General features: G+C 70.2%; 26 protein-coding genes. 12 read left to right on the top strand and 14 right to left on the bottom strand.

Annotated features, from left to right (window positions below):
* Positions 1–20: 20 nt before the first annotated feature.
* From KOI35_RS26305 to KOI35_RS26280, 6 genes are all read right to left on the bottom strand, one after another.
* On the bottom strand, positions 21–959 hold the full coding sequence (locus KOI35_RS26305; protein WP_215791257.1) for a hypothetical protein: 939 nt from the start codon (positions 957–959) through the stop codon (positions 21–23).
* A complete protein-coding gene (locus tag KOI35_RS26300; RefSeq protein WP_215791254.1) occupies positions 943–1,863 on the bottom strand; it encodes a hypothetical protein in 921 nt (306 codons plus the stop codon). The genes KOI35_RS26305 and KOI35_RS26300 overlap by 17 nt, the downstream gene beginning before the upstream one ends.
* Positions 1,864–1,907: 44 nt before the next feature.
* Positions 1,908–2,951 carry a hypothetical protein gene (locus KOI35_RS26295; protein ID WP_215791252.1) on the bottom strand — a complete coding sequence of 348 codons (1,044 nt, stop codon included), beginning with the start codon at positions 2,949–2,951 and terminating at the stop codon, positions 1,908–1,910.
* Positions 2,948–5,281 carry a GTPase gene (locus tag KOI35_RS26290; RefSeq protein WP_215791251.1) on the bottom strand — a complete coding sequence of 778 codons (2,334 nt, stop codon included), beginning with the start codon at positions 5,279–5,281 and terminating at the stop codon, positions 2,948–2,950. The genes KOI35_RS26295 and KOI35_RS26290 overlap by 4 nt, the downstream gene beginning before the upstream one ends.
* Positions 5,282–5,429: 148 nt before the next feature.
* Complete coding sequence (locus KOI35_RS26285) at positions 5,430–6,080, bottom strand: DUF7019 family protein (RefSeq protein ID WP_215791243.1); 651 nt, start codon at positions 6,078–6,080, stop codon at positions 5,430–5,432.
* Between the two features lie 17 nt (positions 6,081–6,097).
* Positions 6,098–8,113 carry a hypothetical protein gene (locus KOI35_RS26280; RefSeq protein ID WP_215791241.1) on the bottom strand — a complete coding sequence of 672 codons (2,016 nt, stop codon included), beginning with the start codon at positions 8,111–8,113 and terminating at the stop codon, positions 6,098–6,100.
* A gap of 189 nt (positions 8,114–8,302) precedes the next feature.
* On the opposite strand from KOI35_RS26280, the gene KOI35_RS26275 reads away from it, so the two are divergent.
* Positions 8,303–9,196 (top strand): hypothetical protein, encoded by an 894-nt coding sequence (locus KOI35_RS26275; RefSeq protein ID WP_215791239.1) that lies wholly within the window; start codon positions 8,303–8,305, stop codon positions 9,194–9,196.
* Between the two features lie 82 nt (positions 9,197–9,278).
* Here KOI35_RS26275 and KOI35_RS26270 read toward each other — a convergent pair whose 3' ends face one another.
* Positions 9,279–9,482 (bottom strand): cold-shock protein, encoded by a 204-nt coding sequence (locus tag KOI35_RS26270; protein WP_215791624.1) that lies wholly within the window; start codon positions 9,480–9,482, stop codon positions 9,279–9,281.
* Positions 9,483–9,743: 261 nt separating this feature from the next.
* Between KOI35_RS26270 and KOI35_RS26265 the strand changes: the two genes are divergently transcribed.
* The 6 genes from KOI35_RS26265 (at position 9,744) to KOI35_RS26240 (ending at position 14,255) form a co-directional block, all read left to right on the top strand.
* Positions 9,744–10,766 carry an SMP-30/gluconolactonase/LRE family protein gene (locus KOI35_RS26265; protein WP_215791237.1) on the top strand — a complete coding sequence of 341 codons (1,023 nt, stop codon included), beginning with the start codon at positions 9,744–9,746 and terminating at the stop codon, positions 10,764–10,766.
* A 226-nt stretch (positions 10,767–10,992) separates the two neighbouring features.
* Complete coding sequence (locus KOI35_RS26260; RefSeq protein WP_246613799.1) at positions 10,993–11,481, top strand: RNA polymerase sigma factor; 489 nt, start codon at positions 10,993–10,995, stop codon at positions 11,479–11,481.
* A complete protein-coding gene (locus KOI35_RS26255; RefSeq protein ID WP_215791233.1) occupies positions 11,474–12,037 on the top strand; it encodes a hypothetical protein in 564 nt (187 codons plus the stop codon). Before KOI35_RS26260 ends, KOI35_RS26255 begins: the two co-directional genes overlap by 8 nt.
* Complete coding sequence (locus KOI35_RS26250) at positions 12,034–13,185, top strand: acyltransferase family protein (RefSeq protein WP_215791231.1); 1,152 nt, start codon at positions 12,034–12,036, stop codon at positions 13,183–13,185. The genes KOI35_RS26255 and KOI35_RS26250 overlap by 4 nt, the downstream gene beginning before the upstream one ends.
* Positions 13,182–13,892, top strand: a complete 711-nt coding sequence (locus KOI35_RS26245) for a siderophore-interacting protein (RefSeq protein WP_215791229.1) — start codon at positions 13,182–13,184, stop codon at positions 13,890–13,892. The genes KOI35_RS26250 and KOI35_RS26245 overlap by 4 nt, the downstream gene beginning before the upstream one ends.
* A gap of 45 nt (positions 13,893–13,937) precedes the next feature.
* Positions 13,938–14,255, top strand: coding sequence for a hypothetical protein (locus tag KOI35_RS26240; protein WP_215791227.1), 318 nt, complete (start codon positions 13,938–13,940; stop codon positions 14,253–14,255).
* A gap of 6 nt (positions 14,256–14,261) precedes the next feature.
* On the opposite strand, the gene KOI35_RS26235 is transcribed toward KOI35_RS26240, so the two are convergent.
* The 4 genes from KOI35_RS26235 to KOI35_RS26220 form a co-directional block, all read right to left on the bottom strand.
* Positions 14,262–14,510, bottom strand: coding sequence for a hypothetical protein (locus KOI35_RS26235; protein WP_215791225.1), 249 nt, complete (start codon positions 14,508–14,510; stop codon positions 14,262–14,264).
* Positions 14,511–14,619: 109 nt separating this feature from the next.
* Positions 14,620–14,931 (bottom strand): hypothetical protein, encoded by a 312-nt coding sequence (locus KOI35_RS26230; RefSeq protein ID WP_215791223.1) that lies wholly within the window; start codon positions 14,929–14,931, stop codon positions 14,620–14,622.
* Between the two features lie 407 nt (positions 14,932–15,338).
* Complete coding sequence (locus tag KOI35_RS26225) at positions 15,339–16,652, bottom strand: FAD-binding oxidoreductase (RefSeq protein ID WP_215791221.1); 1,314 nt, start codon at positions 16,650–16,652, stop codon at positions 15,339–15,341.
* Positions 16,649–17,290 (bottom strand): DUF998 domain-containing protein, encoded by a 642-nt coding sequence (locus tag KOI35_RS26220; RefSeq protein WP_215791220.1) that lies wholly within the window; start codon positions 17,288–17,290, stop codon positions 16,649–16,651. Before KOI35_RS26220 ends, KOI35_RS26225 begins: the two co-directional genes overlap by 4 nt.
* A 65-nt stretch (positions 17,291–17,355) precedes the next feature.
* On the opposite strand from KOI35_RS26220, the gene KOI35_RS26215 reads away from it, so the two are divergent.
* The 3 genes from KOI35_RS26215 to KOI35_RS26205 all read left to right on the top strand — a co-directional run bounded on the left by KOI35_RS26215 (position 17,356) and on the right by KOI35_RS26205 (position 19,003).
* A complete protein-coding gene (locus KOI35_RS26215) occupies positions 17,356–17,832 on the top strand; it encodes a MarR family winged helix-turn-helix transcriptional regulator (protein WP_215791217.1) in 477 nt (158 codons plus the stop codon).
* Between the two features lie 111 nt (positions 17,833–17,943).
* On the top strand, positions 17,944–18,171 hold the full coding sequence (locus tag KOI35_RS26210) for a TM2 domain-containing protein (protein WP_215791216.1): 228 nt from the start codon (positions 17,944–17,946) through the stop codon (positions 18,169–18,171).
* Positions 18,172–18,190: 19 nt separating this feature from the next.
* Positions 18,191–19,003 (top strand): SAM-dependent methyltransferase, encoded by an 813-nt coding sequence (locus KOI35_RS26205; protein WP_215791213.1) that lies wholly within the window; start codon positions 18,191–18,193, stop codon positions 19,001–19,003.
* Here KOI35_RS26205 and KOI35_RS26200 read toward each other — a convergent pair.
* Positions 18,970–19,341: a class III lanthionine synthetase LanKC N-terminal domain-containing protein gene (locus tag KOI35_RS26200; RefSeq protein WP_215791212.1), complete on the bottom strand. Its 372-nt coding sequence runs from the start codon at positions 19,339–19,341 to the stop codon at positions 18,970–18,972. The two genes, KOI35_RS26205 and KOI35_RS26200, sit on opposite strands and share 34 nt — an antisense overlap.
* Here KOI35_RS26200 and KOI35_RS26195 point away from each other — a divergent pair.
* Positions 19,340–19,750: a TIGR03618 family F420-dependent PPOX class oxidoreductase gene (locus tag KOI35_RS26195; RefSeq protein ID WP_215791210.1), complete on the top strand. Its 411-nt coding sequence runs from the start codon at positions 19,340–19,342 to the stop codon at positions 19,748–19,750. The genes KOI35_RS26200 and KOI35_RS26195 overlap by 2 nt on opposite strands.
* 180 nt (positions 19,751–19,930) lie before the next feature.
* On the opposite strand, the gene KOI35_RS26190 is transcribed toward KOI35_RS26195, so the two are convergent.
* Positions 19,931–20,221 carry a hypothetical protein gene (locus KOI35_RS26190; protein WP_215791208.1) on the bottom strand — a complete coding sequence of 97 codons (291 nt, stop codon included), beginning with the start codon at positions 20,219–20,221 and terminating at the stop codon, positions 19,931–19,933.
* Between the two features lie 163 nt (positions 20,222–20,384).
* Positions 20,385–20,729 carry an ArsR/SmtB family transcription factor gene (locus KOI35_RS26185; protein WP_215791206.1) on the bottom strand — a complete coding sequence of 115 codons (345 nt, stop codon included), beginning with the start codon at positions 20,727–20,729 and terminating at the stop codon, positions 20,385–20,387.
* A 225-nt stretch (positions 20,730–20,954) separates the two neighbouring features.
* Between KOI35_RS26185 and KOI35_RS26180 the strand changes: the two genes are divergently transcribed.
* Positions 20,955–22,172 carry a calcium:cation antiporter family protein gene (locus KOI35_RS26180; protein ID WP_215791204.1) on the top strand — a complete coding sequence of 406 codons (1,218 nt, stop codon included), beginning with the start codon at positions 20,955–20,957 and terminating at the stop codon, positions 22,170–22,172.
* Positions 22,173–22,315: the final 143 nt, after the last annotated feature.

The following is a 22,315-nucleotide window of genomic DNA, read 5'->3' as shown; positions in this document are numbered from 1 at the left end:
TCGGGCAAAGGGCAAGGCGATCAGCGCCCCGTCTGACCGGCGACGTCCGACCACGCCACCTCGTCGTCTCCGCGCACCACGACGCCGCGCGCGACCTCGGCCACGAGACGGTCGGCGCGCCCGCGGATGTCCACCAACGCCTGCTGCCGGGCCACCGCCGCGTCCTTGCGCCGGGCCGGGCGGAGACTTCCGGCCAGGGCGGCGTTGACGTCCGAGCGCGCGGCGAGGCGCTCGCCGGCCAGACGTACGAGCGCGGCGAACGCGAACGGCGCCAGGACTCCGCGCGGCTGCACGGCGCCGTCGGGCGACTCCCGGATCGCGGCGGCCGAGATCATCGTCAGCATGCTCGCGTCGAAGCAGGCCGGGACGACCCGGCGCAGGTGGTCGAGCGGCGGGCCGCCCGAGTCGTCGCCGACGGCCCGCCCGTACGCGTCCGCCTTCGTCATCACCACGGCGATCGACGGCGCCGCGAGGCCCGCCTCCCGCCGGGCCCGGGCCACGGTGAGCAACGTGCCCGAGACCAGCCCGGCACCCAGCCGGCTCTGGACCTTCGCGGTGTCCGCGGTCCGGGGATCGCCCCGGACCCCGCCGGTCTCGGCGACCCACGATCCGAGCACGCCGCCGTCGAGCACGACGACGACGGTGTCCGTCGCGGCCGGACCGCCGGCGTCGAGGTCGTGGACGACCAGCGGCGTGGGTACTCCGCACACGTCGATCCGCAGCGCGAGCTCGCCGTCGAACAGCGAGTGCGCCGGGAACATCTCGCGCTCGGTCAGCAGGCGCCACATCCCGGCCAGCTCGCGGCGTTGCGTGGCCCGGGCCGCGATCAGCCGCACGCTTCGCCCGGCCGGTGCGCCGGCGCCGAGCGCGGCCAGCAGGAGCGTCGTCCGCCCGGCGCCGGGCGGGCCGACCATGCCGACGGTGACCGGCGGCGCAGGCCGCTCATCCGTGCGCGGCATCGCCGCCCTCCGTGCCCCGTTGGCGATCCGACAGACGGGCCGTCAGCTCGTCGACCCGTGCGCGGAGCTCCGCATTCTCCTTCAGGCACCGGTCGACGTCATCGCGCAGCGCGCGCAGCTCGGCCTGCGTCGCGGGCGGCATCACGACGTCGGTCCACAGTTCCCGGAACCCGCGGCGGCGGCCCGGATCGACCGCGACGGACGGGTCCGGGTGGATGTCGTCGCCGGGCTCGGGAGCGGGTGCGGGCCGGCTGACGATCACACTCGGCGTGCCCCGGCGGACGATCACGGCCGGTTCGGACAGCCCCCGTACGGTCGCGTGCGTCAGCCGGTCGACGTCCAGCGCATCGGCCCGCGGCCATCCCGTGACCAGCACGAAGGGTTCGGTCGAGGCCACTCCGGCGGTCCAGAGCCGGGCCGCGTCCGCCTCCGGGTGCAGGGCGACACGGGCCGGGTCGGTGATCAGCGGAGCCGAGCCGGCCGATCCCGGGTGGATCCCCGTGGACCACGGCGGGTCTTCGGGGACCGACGGCTGCACGATCGCGGCGTCGGCGTAGTGCATCTCCCAGTCCGGCCGGCACCACGTCGTGTAGGTGGCTCCGGCCCAGTTCGTACGGTGCGCCACCCAGTCCGCGAGGCCCGGCAGGACGACCGGGTCGCCGTCGGCCGCGCTGATCCACCCGACGAACGCGAACAGGTCCCGTCCGCGGTCGTCGACCGACATCGAGGCATCCAGTTCGGCGGCCGCACAGGCGACCCCGGTCGCCCAGTGGTCGTGGGTGCGGGCGAGCAGGAAGCGCGGGGTGCCCAGGTCAGCCCCGCCCGCGAAGGCCGCGCTGACCAGCTCGGTGACCCAGTCGCCGAACGGCGGCCCGGACGGCCGGGCCCGCCACCAGGTGTCCACGGTCCGCGTCCGTCCCCACACGACCGGCCACCACGCCGGCGCGGTCACCGGTTCCGCCGGGGTTGTCCGCCGTCGAAGATCCGGGCCCCGCGCAGCTCCGTCTCCAGCCGTTCGGCCTCCTGGCGCAGGGTCACCAGCTTGTTCCGACGGCGCTGGGCCTCCCCGACGATGCGCCGCTGCTCGGCCGAGAGCTCCCGGATCCGGCCGGACCGGACGATCCGGCCGAACCGGCGCGAGAGGATCGCGAGCTGCTCGGCGTTGGCCGCGTGGCGTTCGTCGTTGGCGTCGAGGAAGCCCTCCTCGACGGTGATCTCGTTGCGCAGGAACTCCAGGAAGGTGAAGACGAACGGCACCACGAAACACCGTTCCAACCGGCCGTGCCCGACCGCCTTCAGGGTCGTCGAGGTGACCAGGGTCTGTACGCCCGGACTGAACGCGATCGGGAGCAGCTCCGGCAGGTGGCGCTCGACGAGACCCATGGCCAGGTCGGCCGGCGCCTCCACCACCTCGGCCAGCCGGTCCTCCTTGGTCACCAGGACGACGACGGACGGGGGTGGCTTGCCCAGTTCCCGTCTCCGCTTGGCGACGGCGGGCATCAGCATCTGCGAGATGTGCCCGACGCCGAGCTTGTCCATGACCGGGGCCAGCCCGTTCTCGGTCCCGTCGACCTGCGACGCGACCCACTTTCCGAGCGTCTCCCCATCCAGCACGATGTAGACGCTGTCCGACAGGAGAAGCTGCTTCTCGAGTACGGGAACATCCTGGGACGCCCGGCTCGGGTCGATGATCGCGCCGCCGCGGTAGTCGAGCCAGTTGATCTGCAGGACGTCGCCCTGGCCCATCCCCCGGTTGAGGACGAAGTCGTAGTACTTGAAGCCGGTCATGTCGGTCGGCTGCGGGAACTTGCCCGTGTCGAGCAGCTTGGCCCAGCTCGCGAGCAGTTGCTTACCGTCCTCTTCGGACCAGAGGAAGTAGTGCTCGACGCCCCGGGACATGGCGCCGAACATGCTCATCGTGAAGCTCGTCTTGCCGGAGGCGCTCAGGCCGAGCATGGTGACGGCGACCTTGGGGATCGCGATGTCGGTCATCGCACGCCTCCCAGCGTGTCGCGGAGGGCGGTGGCGGAGGACTCCAGCCGGATGAGCGCCTCGTGGGTCCGTCCGGCTGTGCCGCCGAAGACGTCCGGCCACACCTCGACCCGATGCAGGCGGCAGAGCCTCTCGTAGTTCCAGGCCACGGTGTTGGTGCGTTCGACCCGGTCGGCGAACAGCTCGACCGCACAGGCGAGCACCAGCGAGAGCCCCTTCGCCTCGGCCGTGAGCGCGGTCCGCAGGGCGTTGAGGCAGGTGTCGACGTCGTGGTCCAGCGCTTCCTGCAGCTCGGCGAGGGTCTGCGGGATGCTGACCGTCGGCTTGGCCGGCGCCGCGGTGTCGGGGGCGGCCTGGCCCAGCATCTCGCGCAGCCGTTGCTCGCGGCTCGACGCGGCCGACGCCTCGCCCGGCAGCGGGGCCAGCGGCTCGTCCCGCTGCAGGCGGCGGATGATCGGCCGGCCGACCCGCAGGACGGCGTTTCCGTAGCCCTCGTCCAGCTGCATCAGCTCGACCAGGGCATTCGCGATGATCGTCGCCTCCTGCCCGCGCGCGGTCTGCTCGAGCCGGCGGAGCGCGTCGGGCTGATCCGGATCCGGGACGAGGCTGGCGGTGAGGCGCTTCTGCAGGACGGTGGCGATGTCGCGGTACAGCCGGGCGGTCGACGCGCTGATCGACGGACGGATTTCCCCGTACGCATCCCCGACCCTCATCCGTACTTCCCGGTAGGACGTCTCCACGCCGCTGAGATAGCCGTGCCCCATCTCCTTGGCGAGCTCGTCGGACTTCAGGTAGCCCGGCAGCCAGTCCCGGACGGCCCGATCGGCGTCGTCGACGGCCGACATCATCTGCGTGTCCGGATCGCTGGCCTGTGCCTCCGCGTGGTAGCTGCGGGCCAGGGCGCGCAGTTCCTGACCCAGCGTCATCGCCAGCGACTCGGCGGCGACGCGGAGCTGGATGTCCTGGTCGCCGACGTTGCCGCGCCAGCCCGCGGACACCTCCAGCAGCGCCCCGAGGTAGTCGAGCACCTTGACCGACACGTCCCGGACCGCGGTCACGACCGAACCCATCGCCGCCTGGTCCATGGCGTGCAGGTGCGTGACCAGATGGGTCAGGACGCGCATGAGGACGTCGCGGCGGGCCTCCTCCGGTTCGGCCAGGTTGGCCTCGATGACGCGTACGCCGGTCGGGGTCAGCGCCGAGGCGACCTTGTCCCGGGCGAAGTCGAACCGCTTCTTCTTCTCGGCGTACGACGGGTCGTCGGCCCGGAACTTCTGGTTCAGGACGGTGACGAAGAAGAACTCCATCGGCACCCCGCACCGCGCGTTCTTGGCCAGCTCGACGATGGCCCAGTCGGCGGCGGTCATGTCGGCCGACCCGCCGTCCGGGGCCTTGACCATCAGGATGAGGTCGACGTCGTTGTGCAGGCGGTTCAGGAACTGCGTGTCGACCTTGAGTCCGGCCTCGCCCGATCCCGGCAGGTCGACGAGGCCGATCTTCGCGTCCGGCACGTCCGGGAGCGTCGCGTGGACGTACACCTCGCGCACCGCGTGATACGGCCGGTGGTCGGGCGGGTCACCCGGTCCCGGGTAGGCGACGTAGGGACGGAGTTCGTCGAAGGCGACGTCCTTGGTGTTCCGGCCGAGGTCGGCGCGGTAGCTCGGCAGGGACTCCTGGGCCTCGCGGAGCTTGGTCAGGAACTGGCGCTCGACCTGCTTGTCGTCGGTGAGGTCACCCGGCCGCGGGTACGCGTAGGACGCGAACTCCTCGATCGACCAGGGCGCCGCGCTCAGCCCGGCCGCCTCGTGCAGCGGGGCCAGGTATTCGGCTCGGAAGGAGTTCCAGGTGTGCAGGATCAGCCGGGCCTTGGCCGCCCGGTCGTTGACGATGCGGCTCAGCGCGGCGGTCGTGGCGCCGAGTTCCTCGGACGGGATGACGTTCTTGTCCAGCCCGGTGATCGACCGCAGGAGCGTGCTCTTGCCCGCCTTCATCATGCCGACGACACCGAGGTTGATCACGTCGCGATCGATGCGTTTCTGGACGACGCGCGCGGCGTCAAGCACCGTCCGCATCTCGTTCTGCAGGCCGGCCGTGAGTTGCTCGCCCCACCGTCCGGCGAGAAAATCCCGTACGCCCGAACGCACCTGCTGACCCAGCGCCGAATCGCCCGGAACGTCGGCCAGCCCGCGCACGTCCTGAACGATCTGACCGAGCCCGGCCTCCAGGGTCGCCAGCCGCACGCACATGGCCTCCACGTCGTGCCGGTGCGAACGTCTCCCCTCCAACGCCTCCTCGATGCGCCGGGCAATCGCGGAACCATCGGTCACCATCGCCGCCTCCTTCCGGGACCCCGGTCCCCGTCACCCCAAGCCGTCGGCCGAATCTGACGGACAGCGGCCCGGACACGCCAGTACCGGGTACGCCGAACGGATGAACGGTGGGGCGGAACCGCCCCTTCGTGGCTACGGCGGCAGCGGCTCAGTCGACCTGAGACACGTAGATGGGGCTCGCCAGCAGGACCCGCTGAGCATCGATGCGGGCCTCGCCCACCCGCTTGGCCAGAAATTCCAGCGTCTGCCGAGGTCCACGCATCCCGCGGCTCGCATGCAGGACGGAATACGCCACGAATTCATCCAGCGAGCCGGTGACCTCGGCCGCCATGTCCATGGGCAACCCGACGATGTTGGGGTCGGCCGCACCCAACGCCTCGATCAGATCCACCGAGGAGGAACTCAGGGGAATCGTCTCCGGCGTGGAGGCCGCACCCGGCGCCCCGATGACGTGCCGTCGCGCCCCGGCCAGCCCGACCACCACAGACGACATGGTTCCACCGAAATACACGAGGCGTCCCTCGCGGATCGTTCCCCACCGCATCATCGTCTGCCCGGCCACATACGGACCGGGACTACTGACCGTGCCGACGTCGCCGCTGTCCTCGAGGAAACGACGCACCATGTCGACCTTGGAATATCTGGTCTCGGGGGGAGTTGACGGCTTCAATGTCGTGCCGACCACTTTGAGGTCGACCTTGAGCTCGACCGAGAGCTTCTTGCGCAGCGGGACGGGGATCTGCGAATAGATCATCTCTACTTTGGTGTCGGATATGTAGACGTAGTATTTGACCGCCATTCTCCACTCCGCCCGCCTCAGTCTTCCGGTGTCATTTGTTGTAGCGCCTCCATGGCGCTTTCCCGGACCGGCTCGGTGACCCGGGCGTCCGCGATCACCACCTGCAGCGCGTCGATCGCCGCCTTCCGGGACTGCTTCGCCTCGCCGAGCACCATCGCGGCGCGGACCCGGATCCAGGCCTCTGTGGCCGGCTCGGCCAGGAGTTCGGCCAGCGTCGCATGTGCCTGGCGCACGTCTCCCCACTGCCGGACGGCGAGCGCGGCGTGCAGGCGGAGATCTCTTCGCAACGCGGTGTCGCGGGCGATCCCGGCGAGGCCGGTAGCCGTCGTTCGGTGCGGAACATTCCGCAGCGCTTTGAGCGGCCAGAGAAACTCCGCCCCGGAACGAAGCACGAGACCGCGCAGTTCCCGCTCGGCGACCTTCGGCCGCCCGATGACGACCAGTACTGACGCGCACCGAAGACCGTCTCCGAGGTACGCGTCGCGGGGACTGGCGCGAACCAACTCCACGAGAATCGCGGTCGCCTCTTCACGCCCGCCGCATCCGGCCAGGCCTTTCGCGGCGTCGCACCGTTGATAGGTGCTCGCGGAAGCGTCTCGGGCCCAGGCCAGCAGGATTGCCGCCGCGGCGTCCCGGAAGCCCAGCCGATCCAACATTTCGACGGACCGGGTATCGCGGTAGCTCGCCTTGGCGATTCCCTCGAGCAAGATTTTCCCGGCCTCCGCGACGGCGCCGAGGCGTGCGATGGCCAGAGCGGCATTCATCAGTTGATACGAAATCTCCTCGTCCCGTTTCGCCCATTTCCGGGCCGCCTTCATCGCGCCCGCGAAACGGCCCATCGCCTTGAGGGCCAGGATGGCCTCGACACGTTGGTGAGGTTCGGCGTGTTTGTAGTTCGCCAGCCGGACAAGTGCCGCGACCGCGGCATCGGCTTCGCCCAGTCGGCGAAAAGCCGACGCGACCTCCCACAGCCAGCGCGACTCGAAGTCGCTGTCAGCCGCGAGCTTCGTGAGAAGGTCTCTGGCCGGGACTGTTCGGCCGAGTCGGAGCAACGTCAGGGCGGCACGAGCTCGGGTGGCGTAGTCCGCGCTCTCCTCGGCGAGCGCGGAGAGTTTCGCGACGGCATCCTCGAAGCGCCCGCACCGGAGCAGATACCGTGCGACGTACAAGTCGTGTTCGAAGGGGGCATCGCCGCCGGTCGGGGAAGCGATCAGACGCGGCACGACATCGGCGTAACCCAGTTCGATGAGCGCGGCCACGTTGTCCGGCCAGCCGTAGTTCCACGGCATCGCCGGATCGCTGAAGACGCTCGCCAACAGTCCGGCCGCCTTCTGATGATCGGCGAAGCGCGCGTAGGAGGTAGCCGCCTGCGCCCGGCCGAAGAAATCGAGCTTGGAGTCCTGGGCCATTCCCAGAAGGATTCGGCGGGCGGTTCCCGCGTGACCGACCTGCGCGAGGTCAGCCGCCGCGCGGACCCGATCAGGGGCGAAGTAACGGGCACGTGAGGCGATCGCCCGGAGGAATCTGACCGCGGCATCTCCGCGCCCCAGCTTCACGAGCTCGAGCGCGGCTCTTCGCCGCTCGTCGGCAGGCACCGACCCGTCTCCGGCCAGGTCGAGCAGAATCTCCGTGGCCTCGTCCGGTCGCCCGAGGCCGACGAGCGCCACGGCCGCCTTCCTCCGCTCGGCCGGCGGCGTTGCCGGGTCGGACGCCAGGCCGGCCAGACACGATTTCGCCCGATCGTGCACACCCGCCCGGGCCAGCGCCACCGCCGACTTCCGCCGGTCTCCGGCCGCGACTCCGGGGTCACCGGCGAGATCGAGCAGCGCGGACGTCGCGTCCTCCGCCGCCCCCAGACCGATCAGGGCCGACGCGGCCCGCCGTCGTGCCCGCGGAGCGGCGGTGCGGTCGCCCGCGAGGTCGAGCCAGACGATGGCCGCCTCACCCACGTCACCACGATCGGCCAGCCTGCGCGCCACTCGTGGGCGGTGGTCGACGGTCGGAGCATGGTCCAAGTCATCCGCGAACATCATGGCGGGCCCCCCGGGAGGCTAGGCACCTGACGGCGAAGTTACTCGGCCGCTGCCCGGCCGGGTCCTTGGAGTCCTTGATCCGATGGAGTTCCGGCCGGTCGCGGCGGAGAAGCCGGACGGAAAACCGGGAGCCCCGGTTGATCGCCGGCCCTACCCTGAGCGGGCTCTACTTTCAAACGGGGGAAACAGATGCGTGCTCTTCTTGCCGGTGTGGCTGTGGTCGCACTGGCCGGCGGCTGTGCCGCTCAGCAGTTCCAGGCGCTCGAGCCCAAGCTCGAGTTGCGCAACGCCGCCCAGCAGCTCGCCGACGCCAAGTCGGGTGGGTTCACGCTCAAGCTCACCGGCAACCCGGACGACCTGGTCGCCGCCGCGGGTGCGGACGCCGACGCGGCCACGGTGAAGCAGCTGTTCAACTCGTCGATGTCGGTGGCCTACGACAAAGGGGGCTCGTCGAGCCTCGGCGTGACCGTCGACGGCGTCACCGGCACCGAGATGCGGTTCGTCGGTGGCACGGTCTATGTGAAGGCGCCGGTGGCCGAGCTGGCGGCCAAGTTCGGGGCGACGCCGGCCGAGGTCAAGGAGCTGACCGGCGGGGGCGAGGACTACGACGCGTTCTTCTCCGGCCAGTGGGTCTCGATCGACACCAAGGCCTTCCAGGACGCCGCCGGTACGCCGTCGGCGAGCCCGGATCAGGCCAAGGTGCTCGAGGAGTTCACCACCAGCGCGACCAACCTGCTCGAAGGGGCCGAGGTCGTGCGGGACAAGGCGGACGACAAGCACCTCGTGGTGACGTCGTCGACCACGAAGGCGTACGGGGAAGCCAAGCGCTTCGCCACGGCGGTCGAACCGTCGCTGGCCGAGCAGTTCAAGAAGGCGCCGGCCGACAAGCCGGTGGTGCTCGACCTGTGGATCGACAACGGGAAGCTGACCGCGGCCGAGATCAACGTGCTGCAGTTCGTCGAGGGTGCGACCGGCCGGGTGGCCGCGCGGATCGAGATGACCGCCGGCGCGGCGATCACGGCGCCCGAAGGGGCGACCAAGATCGACTTGCCCACGCTGCCGGGCCTGAGTCAGCTCGACTGAAAAAGACGGCCGGCCGCCCCGGGGAGATCACGCGGAATCCGCGGATCTGCAACCGTGGGGCGGCCGGCCGCCGCTCCAAGGGTCAGAGCGGGCGGATGTTCGCCGCCTGGAGACCCTTCTGGCCCTGCTCGACGTCGAACTCGACCCGCTGGTTCTCCTCGAGGGTGCGGTAGCCGGAGCTGGCGATGGCCGAGAAGTGCGCGAACACGTCGGCGCCACCACCGTCCTGCGTGATGAAACCGAAGCCCTTGTCGCCGTTGAACCACTTGACGGTGCCGGTAACCATGAACTGCTCCTTCTGACTGATGAGGAGACGCACCCTGCGTTCCTCCTCGTCGCGGCCGTGATCGCCCGGGACCGAACTGGCCGAAACACAAAACGCCTGAACGGGGGCGAAGAACCCGTCAGGCGTCAAGGGAAACGTCCAAAAGGAAATCAAACCTGCAACGCGGCAAAATTAGCACAGCCGAACGGGTGACGGCCGCCCCCGACGTACAGCGCCCGGGTGAACCCTCCGAACGCGCCACGCAGGGGTCACAATGAGTGGATGCCGGTTCCCCGTCCGCCCGCGCCGTGGCTCATCCGGCCGGTGAAGCTGCCCGCGACCACTCCCCCGCCGCTCGACGGGGTGTGGACCGCCAACGACACCCGCCTCGACGAGGTCGAACTGCTTGACCTTCCGTACGGGCACGGGCCGGAGGACGTGGTGGTCGGGCCGGACGGCCACATCTATTCCGGGACCGAGGACGGCAACCTGTGGCGCTGGCCGCCGGACGCGCACCCGGGCGCCGTACCGGATCTGGTCGTGAACACCGGCGGGCGGCCGCTGGGCATCGAGATCGATCCGCGCGACGGCAGCCTCATCGTGTGCGACGCCTACCGCGGGCTGCTGCGGGTGACCGGCGACGGCGCGATCACCGACCTGGCGCACCGGGTCGGCGGCAAGCGGATCATGTTGTGCAACAACGCGGCCGTGGCGCGAGACGGCACGATCTACTTCAGCGACAGCTCGAACCGGTTCCCGGTGTCGCACTGGCGGCGCGATCTGCTCGAGCACCGGCCCAACGGGCGGGTGCTGGTCTACGACCCGTCGTCGGGTGACGTCGACGTGGTGGCCGAGGGCTTCTACTTCCCCAACGGCGTGGCGCTCACGCCGGAGGAAGACGCTCTGCTCCTGTGCGAAACCGTGTCGCACCGGCTCGTGCGGTTGTCTCTGCCGTCTGGTGGCGTACGGGAAATGGGTGATCTGCCGGCGTATCCCGACAACATGTCGTCGGCCGGGGACGGCACGTACTGGATCGCGCTGGCCAGCCCGCGGGTGGAGCTGGCCGAGAAGCTGTTGCCGCATCCGGTGGTGCGCCGGATCGCCGCGGTGCTGCCGACGCGCTGGCAGCCGCAGCCGTTGCCCTATGTGATCGCGGCCGAGGTCGACGGGGACGGGAACGTGTTGCGGGCTCTGCACGGGCCGGCCGGGCGTTACGTGATGGCGACCGGGGTGCGCCGGCACGGGGACACGTTGTGGCTGGGCAGCCTGGAGGAGAAGGCGATCGCGCGGGTGTCACTGGCCTGAGGTCCGAGGTCCCGGCGGAGTGGTGAATGCCCACCACCCCGCCGGGACGGTCTCGGACGAGAGCGCTCTCACCGTACTGAAGTTCGATGACGGTGAATACGCGGTGTTCGGGAAGCATCCGGCGGCGGACGGGCAAAATAGGGTGCAACCTTGATCGCCGGTGCCGCGTGTAGTCGCCATGACCACCACCGCCACGGAGGGTCCTCCGAGAGGGGCGCCGCCAGAGATGCCGGCCGACTTCGACGCGGTCTACGCCGCCCAGTACGGCGACCTGACCGTGCAGTTGTACGCCTATTTCGGCGACCGTCAGGAGGCTCAGGACGTCGTCCAGGAGGCGTTCTGCCGGGCGTTGCGCCGCTGGTCGAAGGTGTCCCGCTATGACGACCCGGTGGCCTGGGTGCGGCGGGTCGCGTGGAACCTGGCGGTCAGCCGCTGGCGGCGGTCCCGCACCGCGCTGACGTTCCTGCGTCGGCAACGCCCGCACGAGCCGCACGTCGAGGGCCCGGACACGCTGCGCATCGAACTGGTCGAGGCGCTGGCCACGCTGCCGCCGAACCAGCGCCGGGCGGTGGTCCTGCACTACCTGGGCGACATGAGCATCGCCGAGATCGCCGAGCGGGAGAACGTCGCCGTCGGCACCGTCAAGTCCTGGCTGCACCGCGGTCGTACCGCCCTGGCCGTGCAGCTGAACCACCCGGAGGCCCGTCGTGTCTGACCCGCTGACCCCGCTCTTCGACGACCTGCGGCGCCGCACCCTGCCCCAGGTCCAGCCGCCCGGCACCGAGGCCGCCCGCCGCACCGTGCACCGCCGGGTCACCGTGCAGGCCGCCACGCTGGCCGCTGTCGTGATGGTGGCCGGTGGTTCCTACATCGTCGCCCAGCGCGACGCCACGCCGTACACCATGGAGGTGGTGGCGTCGGCCTCCCCGAGCACCGATCTGTGGCGGGGCCGCGCGGACAAGGCCGAGATCGCCGCCGCTCTGGTCCCGGGGTTCACCCACAGCGACATCATGGGCGAGTTTCCCCAGGACGTCGGGATGGCGGCCGACGCGGGCCGCTATCGGCTGCGGGTGGGCTGTTCCGGGCCGGCGCCGCTGCCGCTCACCATCATGATCAACGGCACCGTCGACCGGCAGGAAACGATCGTCTGCACCGATGCCGGCAGCGCGCGCGAATTCGAGCTCAACGTGCTGTCCGGCGGTTCGGTGCGGGTCATCTTCGGAAATCAGGGGCAGTTCGCCGCGTACGCGCTGAAACTCAGCCGGATATGACCCGCCCCCGGCTGGCCGTGATCGACGGCCTCCGGCTGCTGGCTGCCCTCGCCGTCCTCGCGTTCCACTACACCGTGGCGTGGCGGATCGACGGCACCCGGCTGCCCGAGTACTTCCTGCCCAGCACGGTGCATTTCACCGTCTACGGCTTCCTCGGCGTCGAGTTGTTCTTTCTGATCAGCGGCTTCGTGATCGGCATGAGCGCGTGGGGCCGCACGCTCGGGCAGTTCTTCGTCTCTCGGGTGAGCCGGCTCTTCCCCGCCTACTGGGCCGCGGTCGTACTCACCGGGGTGGTCGCCATGGCGTACCCGCACACCGGCGACGACCGCCCCTCCCTGCTCGACCTCGCGGTCAACCTGACCATGCTGCAGCAACCGCTCGGGCACGACCCGATCGACGGCGTCTACTGGACGCTGCTGGTCGAGCTGAAGTTCTACCTGATCATGGCGCTGGTGGTGGCCCGCGGCCTGACCTACCGCCGGGCCGTGCTGCTGTGCGCGGTGTGGATGACGGTCGCCGTGCTCGTGCCGTCGCTGCACGTCCCGGCCCTGAACGTGCTGACGATCAGCGACTACGCGCCGTACTTCATCGGCGGGATCGCCCTGCACCTGATCCACCGCTTCGGGCCGTCACGACTGCTGTTCGGCATCGCCGGCTTCGCCTGGCTGGTGTGCCTGGCCCGGGTCGACGACCGGATGAACGAGGTCAACTCCGGCTTCCCGGTGCCGGCGTGGCCCGGGCATCTGATCGTGACGGTGTCGTTCGCGGTGCTGCTGGTGGTCGCGCTCGGCTGGACCGATCGCATCCAGTGGCGGTGGCTGGGGGTCGCGGGTGTGCTGACCTATCCGCTCTACCTGCTGCATTCGCGGCTCGGGCACACTGCCATCCGGGCCGCGTACGAGCACAGCACGGTTCCGGTCTGGGTCACGATCGCCGCGACGACCGTGGTGATGCTGGGCGTGGCCTGGCTGATCCACCGCTGGGTCGAGCGGCCGCTGAGCCGCTGGATGCGCACCATTTCCGTTTCTGCGGAGCCGGCTCCGGCCCCGGCGCCACCCGCTCCGCCCCCGGCGCCACCCGCTCCGCCCCCGGCGCCACCCGCTCCGGTCCCGCGTTCGCCGGCTCAGCGGGTTAGCCTCGGGCGGTGAGCTTTGCCCGGCGCGCACCGCTGACGACCAAGGTCCGCGCGGTCTCCGACGTGACCCCGCACATGCGTCAGATCGAACTGGTCGGCCCGGAACTGCGCCGCCTCCGCTGCCGTCCCGGCGCTCATGTGGTGGTGCACTGTCCCGAGCGCCGCGTCTACTCGCTGTGGCGGCACGACCCCGGCGTGGCCTCGATGACCTTGCGGGTGGCCGTGCACGACACCGGCGGCCCCGGCTGCACGTGGGCCCTCGGCGTCCAGGTCGGCGATCGGGTCACCGTCGAACCACCCCGCAGCAAGATCACGCTCGCTGATGCCGCGCCGTTCCACCTCTTCATCGGCGACGAGACGGGCGCCGTGCCTCTGCTCGCGATGCGCGCCGCGATGAGCAAGAGCCTTCCCGCGTACGGCGTATTCGAGTCCCCGACCGCAGCCGACGACGTGCCCGGATTCGGCGCGTTCGATCCGTTCCCGTGGGTGCATCGCGGCAGCGCCCCGGCCGTCGCGTCGGCGGTGCTGCTGCGGGCCGTCCAGGATCTGGAGTTGCCCGCCCGGCCCGGCACCGCCTACGTGGCCGGTGAGAGCAGCACGTGCCGCCTGATCCAGCGCCATCTCATCGAGCAGCGCGGCTGGCCCCGGACCGCCGTGCTGGTGCAGCCGCAGTGGGCGCCCGACCGTCCCGGCTTCGGGGCCGGGCGCACCGACAACTGATACGGTTCAGCTGCCCGCGTACGGGGAAAGCATGGATCCATGTCGATGGAACGTGCGGACCTCCTGCGTTGCCCGGCCCGCGTCACGCTCGACGCGGCTCAGATGGCCTTCTTCGACGGGCTCCCGACCGAGGCGCCCAGCGTGCAGTCGGAGCTGGGGTGCGAGCTCGAACGCGGTCACGAGGGTTCCCATGCGGCGCTCGGCCAGCAGGTCGAGGCGACCATGTGGTGGGTTCAGTGGACGCTGAGCGCCTCCGAGATCAACCCGTACACGTGGTGCCCCGGCTGCAGCCTGTTCGACGGGCACTCCGGTGACCACTCTCCGGCCCTGGCTGGACCCACTTCTCCTGCGGCGGGAGACTGAATCGGTTCAGGTCAGCTCGAGCAGACGGTCGTCACGGATCTGCTCCACCACCGCGAGGGCCATCGTCCGCCCCCAGTCGCGGCGCACATAGCCGTGCAACGCGACGTCCACACTCACCCGCAGCCGCTCGGCGATGTCGGCCAGGCGCTCGCGGACCTCCTCCTCGACGGCGGCGCGTTCGACCCGCATTCCGTGGCGGTGCATCGTGGCCACGAACTCGTCCACGAGATCCTCGACAGTGGTTCCGGTGTCCATGATCAGAGTGTGGGCCCCGGTGATCGTCTTCGCGTGGCGCCACCACCCGTGATCACATTCTCAGCCGACCGGGGTCGGCCGGACGGCCCGCCCTGATCGGCCGGACGGATCAGCCGATCGGCCCGCCTGGTCGTGCCGTGGTCCACCCGCCATCGGCTGCGGCCTGTGACCGGCACTCGGCCGGCTCGTGGGTGGCCCGGCCGACCAGGGCGGCGTCCTGCAGAGATGCAATTGTCTCGTGAGCACGGTAGACAGCCCGCGACGGGATCGTGGCCTTGATGGCGGAGGTGGCGGCGACCACGTGGCACCTGCGTCCGGCCGGCGACGGCGCAGCGGTAGCGACGGCACCCACCGGCAGCCCCACTCCGGCCGCACCGGCGCCCTCGACGCGGCCCTCCGGACCGGTCACGCCCGCCGCCACCGGACGGACCGTCGCGGCACCACGGCCGCACGCCCCCACGTCCGCTGTATCGCGACGGTCCATGCCGGGCGCCACGGCCGAGCACGGCTCCGACGACCACCGGCGGGCCGCCGACCGCGATCGCCACCCCGACGGCACCTCCGCCACCGCCGGCGCCGCACGCTGTCCCCGAACGCGGGCTCCGTACGAGCGACCTGCCCGGCCGACAGCACCGCACAGATCCTCTTCTGGACTGCAACCAAGCCGCCGGCCCGTCCCCTTCGGTGTCGTGCCGGCACGGCAACGAGCAGGTCGTCATGACGGTCACCTGCACCGGCGGTGTGCCGTCGGCCAGTTCGAGCCCCCAAAGCCTGCTTCATGACTGGGGTGGGAGTGAGGCGGGATCTGAGCCCCTCCGCAGCCCCGCCTCAGTCATGAAACAGGCCTTGGGGTGTGTGGTTGACGCGGAAGATGTTCTCCGGGTCGACCACCTGCTTCAGCCGCACCAGGCGCTGACAGGCGTCGGGCTCGAACGCGTCGCGGACCCAGGCCGGATCGGCGCCGACGCCCAGGAAATTGAGGACGGTGCCACGATCGCCGTCGCCGAAGGCCGAGCGGACGCCGGAGTGTGTGGCGCGATCGCGCGGCGCCGAGCCGAGCTCGGGCACCGATCCGAGGTAGACCGTGAACTCCGCATCCCGCCCACGGACCACATTGGGCCGGGCCGGCCGATCGCCATAGGCACCACCGTGGTGGCGCAGTTCGACCACCATCGCGTGCTCGTGGGCGGCCCCGACGAGTGCCTCGACACCGGCCGACCCCATCGAGCCGACGAAGAACCCCGACTCGAACACCCGATACGGGCCGGTCGGATCGTTGTGCACCTGGGCGATGTCCGCGTACGGCATCATCCGCACCGTGTCCATGAGGATCGGCGCCACGGACCGCATATGTCCGAGCAGTCGAGCCCCCTCGGCCGTGTCCCCGAAATGCGCGAACCGCAGATGGGCCACCGATCGGCCGCGCAGTGCCGGCGGAACGCCGTCGACATCGGGGAACGTCGCCAGCAGCAGCGAGGTGGACGTCTCCCGCGGGTTGCCGGATGTCCAGCCCACATACCGGGTCATCACCTCAGCGGCCGCCGCACCGTCGAAGACGAGACCACCGCCGAGGAAGTCCGCGATCGGAAAGAGCTCGACCTCCAGGTCAGTGACAATGCCAAGAAGGCCCTTGCTCCCGCGTACGACGGAGAACAGCTCGTCCTCCGGCCCGACCTCGCGCAGCACTCCGTCACCGCTGACCATGCGCAGGCGCCGGACGTGGTCGGCGCCGTACCCGTGCATCCGGCCGAGCGGCCCCACCCCGCCGCCGAGCGTGAACCCCGTCGTGCCGACCGTCGGGCTGGACCCGTGCAACGGCGCCAAGCCGTGCGGAACCGTCGCCGCGAGCACGTCACCCCCTCGGGCCCCGGCGCAGATGCGGGCGCGCCGCGCCGAAATGTCGACCTCGACGCGGTTGAGGTGCCGGGTGACGACGAGGACGCCGTCGCTCGCGACCGACATGCCGTGTCCGGTCGCCTGGACGCCGACCGACTCGCCCCGCGACTTCGCCAGGGCTACGGCGCTCGCCACGTCGGCGGCGCTGTGGGCGCTGACGACCGTGCTCGGCCGGTGCGTGAGGGATTGATTGTCGGTCGCCAACTCGGCGTCGAAGCCGTCGTCGCCCGGATGCAGGACGCTCATCTATCGGACCCCCCGCCGGTCAGCCCGATCGCGGCGATCGAGCCCATCAGAACCACGAGCAGGACCCGCTCGATCAGGCCGGCCACCCCCACGTTGTTTCCCGCGTCGACGGCGTTGAAGGTGGCCATGTAACCGGCCACCCCGGCGAGCGTGGCCGGACCGGCGAACCACAGCCAGCCCGCCAACCGCCGGTGCACGGTGCCGCGCAGGGCCCGGGCCGCCACGATGAAGCCAATTCCCGGAAGCACGGCCGCGAGCAGGAAACCCAAGGTGTGCAACAGGATCGACTCCAGGGTGAAGATTCCGCACATCGCCATCCCGGCACCGGACGCGCTCACCAGCCAACGGGCCCACATCACCGGCCTTCGATCGGCTCCCGGCCATCGGCTCATCGCGGTCCAGACGCCGGCGCTGACCAGGATGCCGCCGATCACGAAGGCCGCGTTCATCACCGGCGCCGTCGAGCCGAGTCCGAGCCCGCTGATCGGCTGGGCGATCGACGAGTAGGAGTCGACGGTGATGTCCCACATCCGGTAGCCGTCGCTGACGAACCCGAGCACGAACCAGGTGAGCGTGAAGGCTGCCGCGCCGACCACGGCCGGCAGTCCTCCGTAGGTACGCTGAGCTGTCGTTTCCACGGTCTCTCCCCCGTACAGTAACTCTCGGTTTTAGAGTCTCTCGCTTTTAGAGAAAGTGTGCTCCGGTGTCGCAGGATGCGTCAACCCCCGATTCCCGTACGCAGCTGGACGAGGCCATGCGCTCGTTCATGGCCCGGGTCGTGTTGTTCCAGGACGCCGTCGCCCGGTCGGTCGGGCTCAACAGCACCGACCTGCAGACCGTCGGCCTGCTGATGAGCGAGGGCCCGGCCTCCCCCGGCGACCTCGCCGAGCGCATCGGCATCACCCAGGGCGGCGCGGTGACCAGCCTCATCGACCGCCTGGAAAAGGCCGGTTACGTCACCCGGCGCCGCGACGAGCAGGACCGCCGCCGCGTCCTGGTGGTGGCCGACGAGCAGAAGGTGATCGCCGACGTCGGCCACATCTACGGCCGCGTAGCCGACCGCTGGAACACCTACCTGTCCACGCTGACCGACGACGAGATCGCCGTCGGCGCGCGAATCCTGGCCGCCGCCGCCGAGGTCAACCGCGAGGAGATCGAGCGCCTGAGACGGGAGCGTTGACGGAGGTCTCTGAAGTGTTCATGGAAAGGCAACGATCGGGTGTTGTCGTCGGGGTCCCGTGTTGGTTATGGTGCGGCGGCATTTTCACAGTGATCTAGAAACGGAATCGATATGACCGCTACCACCGCTGCGACCGGCCAGAAGTCCTGGATCGTCGCGCTGCTGCTCTGCTTCTTCGTCGGCGTGCTCGGCGTGCACCGGTTCTACACCGGCAAGGTCGGCACCGGCATCCTCATGCTGGTCACCCTCGGCGGGTTCGGCGTCTGGACGCTGATCGACTTCATCATGATCGCGGTCGGCAGCTTCAAGGACAAGCAGGGCCTCGCCCTCGCCCGCTGAACCACTTCAGTCCGGGCGGTTGCGGCCGCGGCAGTCGTCCATTGAGGATGACGGTGTGAACTCCGATGTGCCGCACACCGCCCGGATCTGGAACTACTGGCTGGGCGGCAAGGACAACTTCGCCGCCGATCGGGCGGTCGGGGATCAGGTGCAGCGCTTCCTGCCCGACATCGTCGCCTCCGCCCGCGCCGATCGGGGCTTTCTCCAGCGAGCCGTACGCCACCTCGTGTCCGACGCCGGCATCCGCCAGTTCCTCGACATCGGCTCCGGCCTGCCCACGGCGCACAACACGCACGAGGTCGCGCAGAGCATCGCGCCGGAGTCCCGGATCGTCTACGCCGACAACGATCCGCTGGTGCTGGCCCACGCCCGGGTCCTGCTGCACAGCAGCGCCGAAGGGGCCACCGACTACATCGCCGCCGACGCGCGCGACACGGCCGCCATCGTCGGGCAGGCGCGCGAAACGCTCAACTTCGAGCAACCCGTCGCCGTACTGCTGCTCGGGGTGCTCAACTTCATCTCGGACGACCTGGAGGCGTACGAAATCGTCTCGGGTCTGATGGCCTCGGTGCCGTCCGGCAGTTATCTGGCGATCGCGCATCCGACGCTCGAGATCCGGCCCGAGGAGTCGGCGGCCGCGGCCCGGCAGTGGAACGCGACCGCCACTCCCCCGATCACGTTGCGCCGCAAGGATCAGATGCTGCACTGGTTCGACGGCCTCGACCTGCTCGAGCCGGGCGTGGTGACCTGCACCAGGTGGCGTCCCGAGCCGGGCGACCCGGCCGCCGAGACCGATGTCTACCAGTTCGGCGGCCTGGCCCGGAAACCGTAGACCCCGCACCCTGCAACGTCCGTCCACATCGGCCGGAAACCGCCGTAACGAACATGGAGCGGCCCGGCACCGATGCGAATGTACGCCCCCGCGCGGCCGGCCAGCCGCGGCTCCAGGTCGCCGAGCAGCGCAGCCAGCTCCTGCTCGCCGTCCGGACACACGGTGACGAACTTGCCGCTGCCGCTCCGCTCGGCGTTCTTGCCGTTGCGCCGCCGCAAATCGTTGTTCGCCACCACTACGCGGACACGGTCGAGGACGGACGCGACCGGACAAAACAGACATCGAACCGACGGCACCCGGAATGTTCCACCGTGCGTGTCACCGTAGAGTTCGATCATGTCAACCGGAACCCTGCCGGAGCAGGTCGCGACCATGCTCCGCCTGCCCAACCCGGCCGTCATGGCCACCGTCGCCGCCGACGGGCGTCCCGTCTCCGTCGCCACCTGGTACCTCATCGAGGACGACGGCCGGATCCTGCTCAACCTCGACGCGACCCGCGCCCGGCTCAAGCACCTGCGCACCGACCCGCGCGTCGCGCTGACCGTGCTCGCACGCGACGACTGGTACACCCACGTGAGCCTGCAGGCCGTCGTCGACGAGATCACCGACGACTCCGGCCTGACCGACATCGACAGTCTGTCGACCGCTTACACCGGAAACCCGTACCCCAATCGGGAAAGCCCCCGCGTGAGCGTCCGCCTGACGATCGACCGCTGGCACGTGTGGGGCGCGCTCAAATCAGCCTGACCCATCCGGCGCGGCGGCACGTCCGGAGGGCGATCAAGTCAGCCTGACCGGATCCGGTGCCGCCGCGTTCGGGGGTGCGCTCGAATCAGCTTGCGCCCATCCCGCGCCGATACGCGTTGGAGCGTGCTCGAATCAGCTTCAGCCCACCCCACGGCGGGCACTTGCTGGGGCGCACTCAGGTCAGCTCGAGCCCATCCGGAGAAGCGCGTTGCCACCCAGCAACAGCAGGTCGGCGCCGGCCACCAGGGCCATGCTCAGGTGCAGCCGGCGCGCGGCCGTCTCCGGGTCGGGATCAAACATTCCCCGTACGGCGAACACCAGCGCCGCCCCCACCAAGGGAATCCCGCCGAGCAGCAGATAGCCCACCGAGCTCGGCGTGTGACCCCCGCTGACCAGCATCGCGACCATCACGGTGGGCACGATGCCGAACACCACCACGGCAATCCCGCCGTACCATCGCAGCGCCGTCATCGCTTCCCTTCCGTCGGCCGCCCGGCAGCTCTCCGCCCGGCCGCCCGTCGAATGGTAGCCGCGCCGCCTCAGCCGGCCGACGACCGCGCCGCCTCAGCCGCGCCGACCGGCCACGACGCTTCAGCCGGCCGACCGGCCGCGATGCCTCAGCCGCGCCGCTGCCTCAGCCGGAGGGCGGGTCGGGGGCCAGCGTTCCGTCGGGGGCGATGTGGCCGAAGATCTGTTCGACCAAGGTGCGTACGTGCGGGTCGTCGACGCTGTAGAACAGCTGGCGGCCCTCGCGGCGGGCGGTGATCATGCCGGCCAGGCGCAGCTTGCTCAGGTGCTGGCTCGTGGTCGGGACGCTCAGGCCGGCGCGGGCGGCCAGCGTGCTGACGTCGGCCGGCTCGTTCGTCATCAGCCAGACCAGGTGCAGCCGCGACGGGCTTCCGAGCAGCGCGAACGTGGCCGCGGCGGCATGCAGCTGCGGGCGGGTCGGCTCCGCTTCTACCGATGTCTCAGCGGCCACATCCCGAGCTTACGCAACGTCCCGGATTCGATAGTTGCGCAGATGACAAAACGTCGGCTACGCTCGGACCAGTTCGAGGGGGAGTAGTCCTTCAAGTCCGGCCGTCGACATACTGAGCAACCGCTCCGGCGCCGGCACCCGCAGGGGTGGACGAGACCTTCGGCCAGTGACCCGTCCTGGCCGAAGCTTCCCAGCTTCCGGCCAACGATCCGACCGGAGCCCGCCTTGCTGCTCAAACCTCTCGGCCTGTGCGCGGTGCTGACCGCACCGGCGCTGATTCTGCGCGTCACGGACACCCACCCGTCCCCGCTGATCGGGCTGTTGCTGTTCGGCATGGCCGTGGTGGCGGCCTCTTTCCTGCTCGCCTGGGCGGCCGAAGCTGCGCGTGTGGACATCTCCGGACCGCTGGCGATCGCCATCCTGGCCGTGATCGCGGTGCTCCCCGAATACGCCGTCGACCTCTACTTCGCCTACACCGCGGGCAGCGATCCGACGTACGTGGCCTACGCGGCGGCGAACATGACAGGGTCGAACCGCCTGCTGCTGGGACTGGGCTGGTCGGTCGTGGTGCTCATCGCGCTCGTGGTGGCGTCGCGGCGCTCAGGTCGTACGGTGAAGGAACTTGTGCTCGAAACCGGCCACCGGGTCGAGCTCGGCTTCCTGGCGATCGCGTCGGTGGTGGCGTTCGTGGTGCCGCTGACCGGGCAGATCAGCATGATGCTCGGGTTCGCGCTGCTCGGGTTCTTCGTCTTCTACCTGTGGCGGGTGTCGCGGGCCGAGGCCGAGGAGCCCGAACTGGTCGGTCCGGCGGCGCGTCTGGGTGCGCTTCCGATGCGCGCACGCCGCACGATGGTGATCGGATTGTTCGTTTTCGCCGCCGCGGTCATCCTGGCGTCGGCCGAACCGTTCGCCGATTCGCTCATCGCGACCGGCCGCAGCTTCGGGTTCGACGAGTTCCTGCTGGTGCAGTGGCTGGCACCGCTGGCCTCGGAGGCGCCGGAGTTCATCGTGGCGATCCTGTTCGCGCTGCACGGGCGCGGCGCCGACGCCATCGGAACGCTCATTTCGAGCAAGGTGAACCAGTGGACGTTGCTGGTGGGGAGCCTTCCCATCGCGTACGCCCTGGGTGGCGGCGGAACGTCGCTGGTGCTCGACGGCCGGCAGGTCGAGGAGTTCCTGCTCACCGCGACCCAGACGCTGCTCGGGGTGGCGGCGTTGCTGGCGCTGCGCTTTCCGCGGTGGCTGGCGTTCACGCTGCTCGGATTGTTCGCGTTGCAGTTCGTGTTCCCCGGCCAGGAGGCGCGGTACGCCCTCAGCGCGGTCTACTTCGTGATCGCGGTGGCCGCCCTGATCCGCAACCGCCGACACATCCGGCCAACGTTGACGGCACCGTTCCGCGGCGCACCCGCCACCAAGCCCGAACTGGTCGACTCAGTCGCATAGCCGCCGAGCGCGCGAACCTCCACCAAACACGCGCCAACAGCCGTCGTCACGGCCGGCCGTTTGGCGCAGGGCAGCCGTATGGCGCGGAGCGGCCGTTCGTCACGGCCAGCCGTATGGCGGCGGAGCGGCCGTATAGCGCGGAG

This window comes from Paractinoplanes bogorensis (genome assembly GCF_018829635.1).
GTDB classification, from domain to species: Bacteria; Actinomycetota; Actinomycetes; order Mycobacteriales; family Micromonosporaceae; genus Actinoplanes; species Actinoplanes bogorensis.
This window is presented reverse-complemented; position numbering and strand designations above follow the sequence as displayed.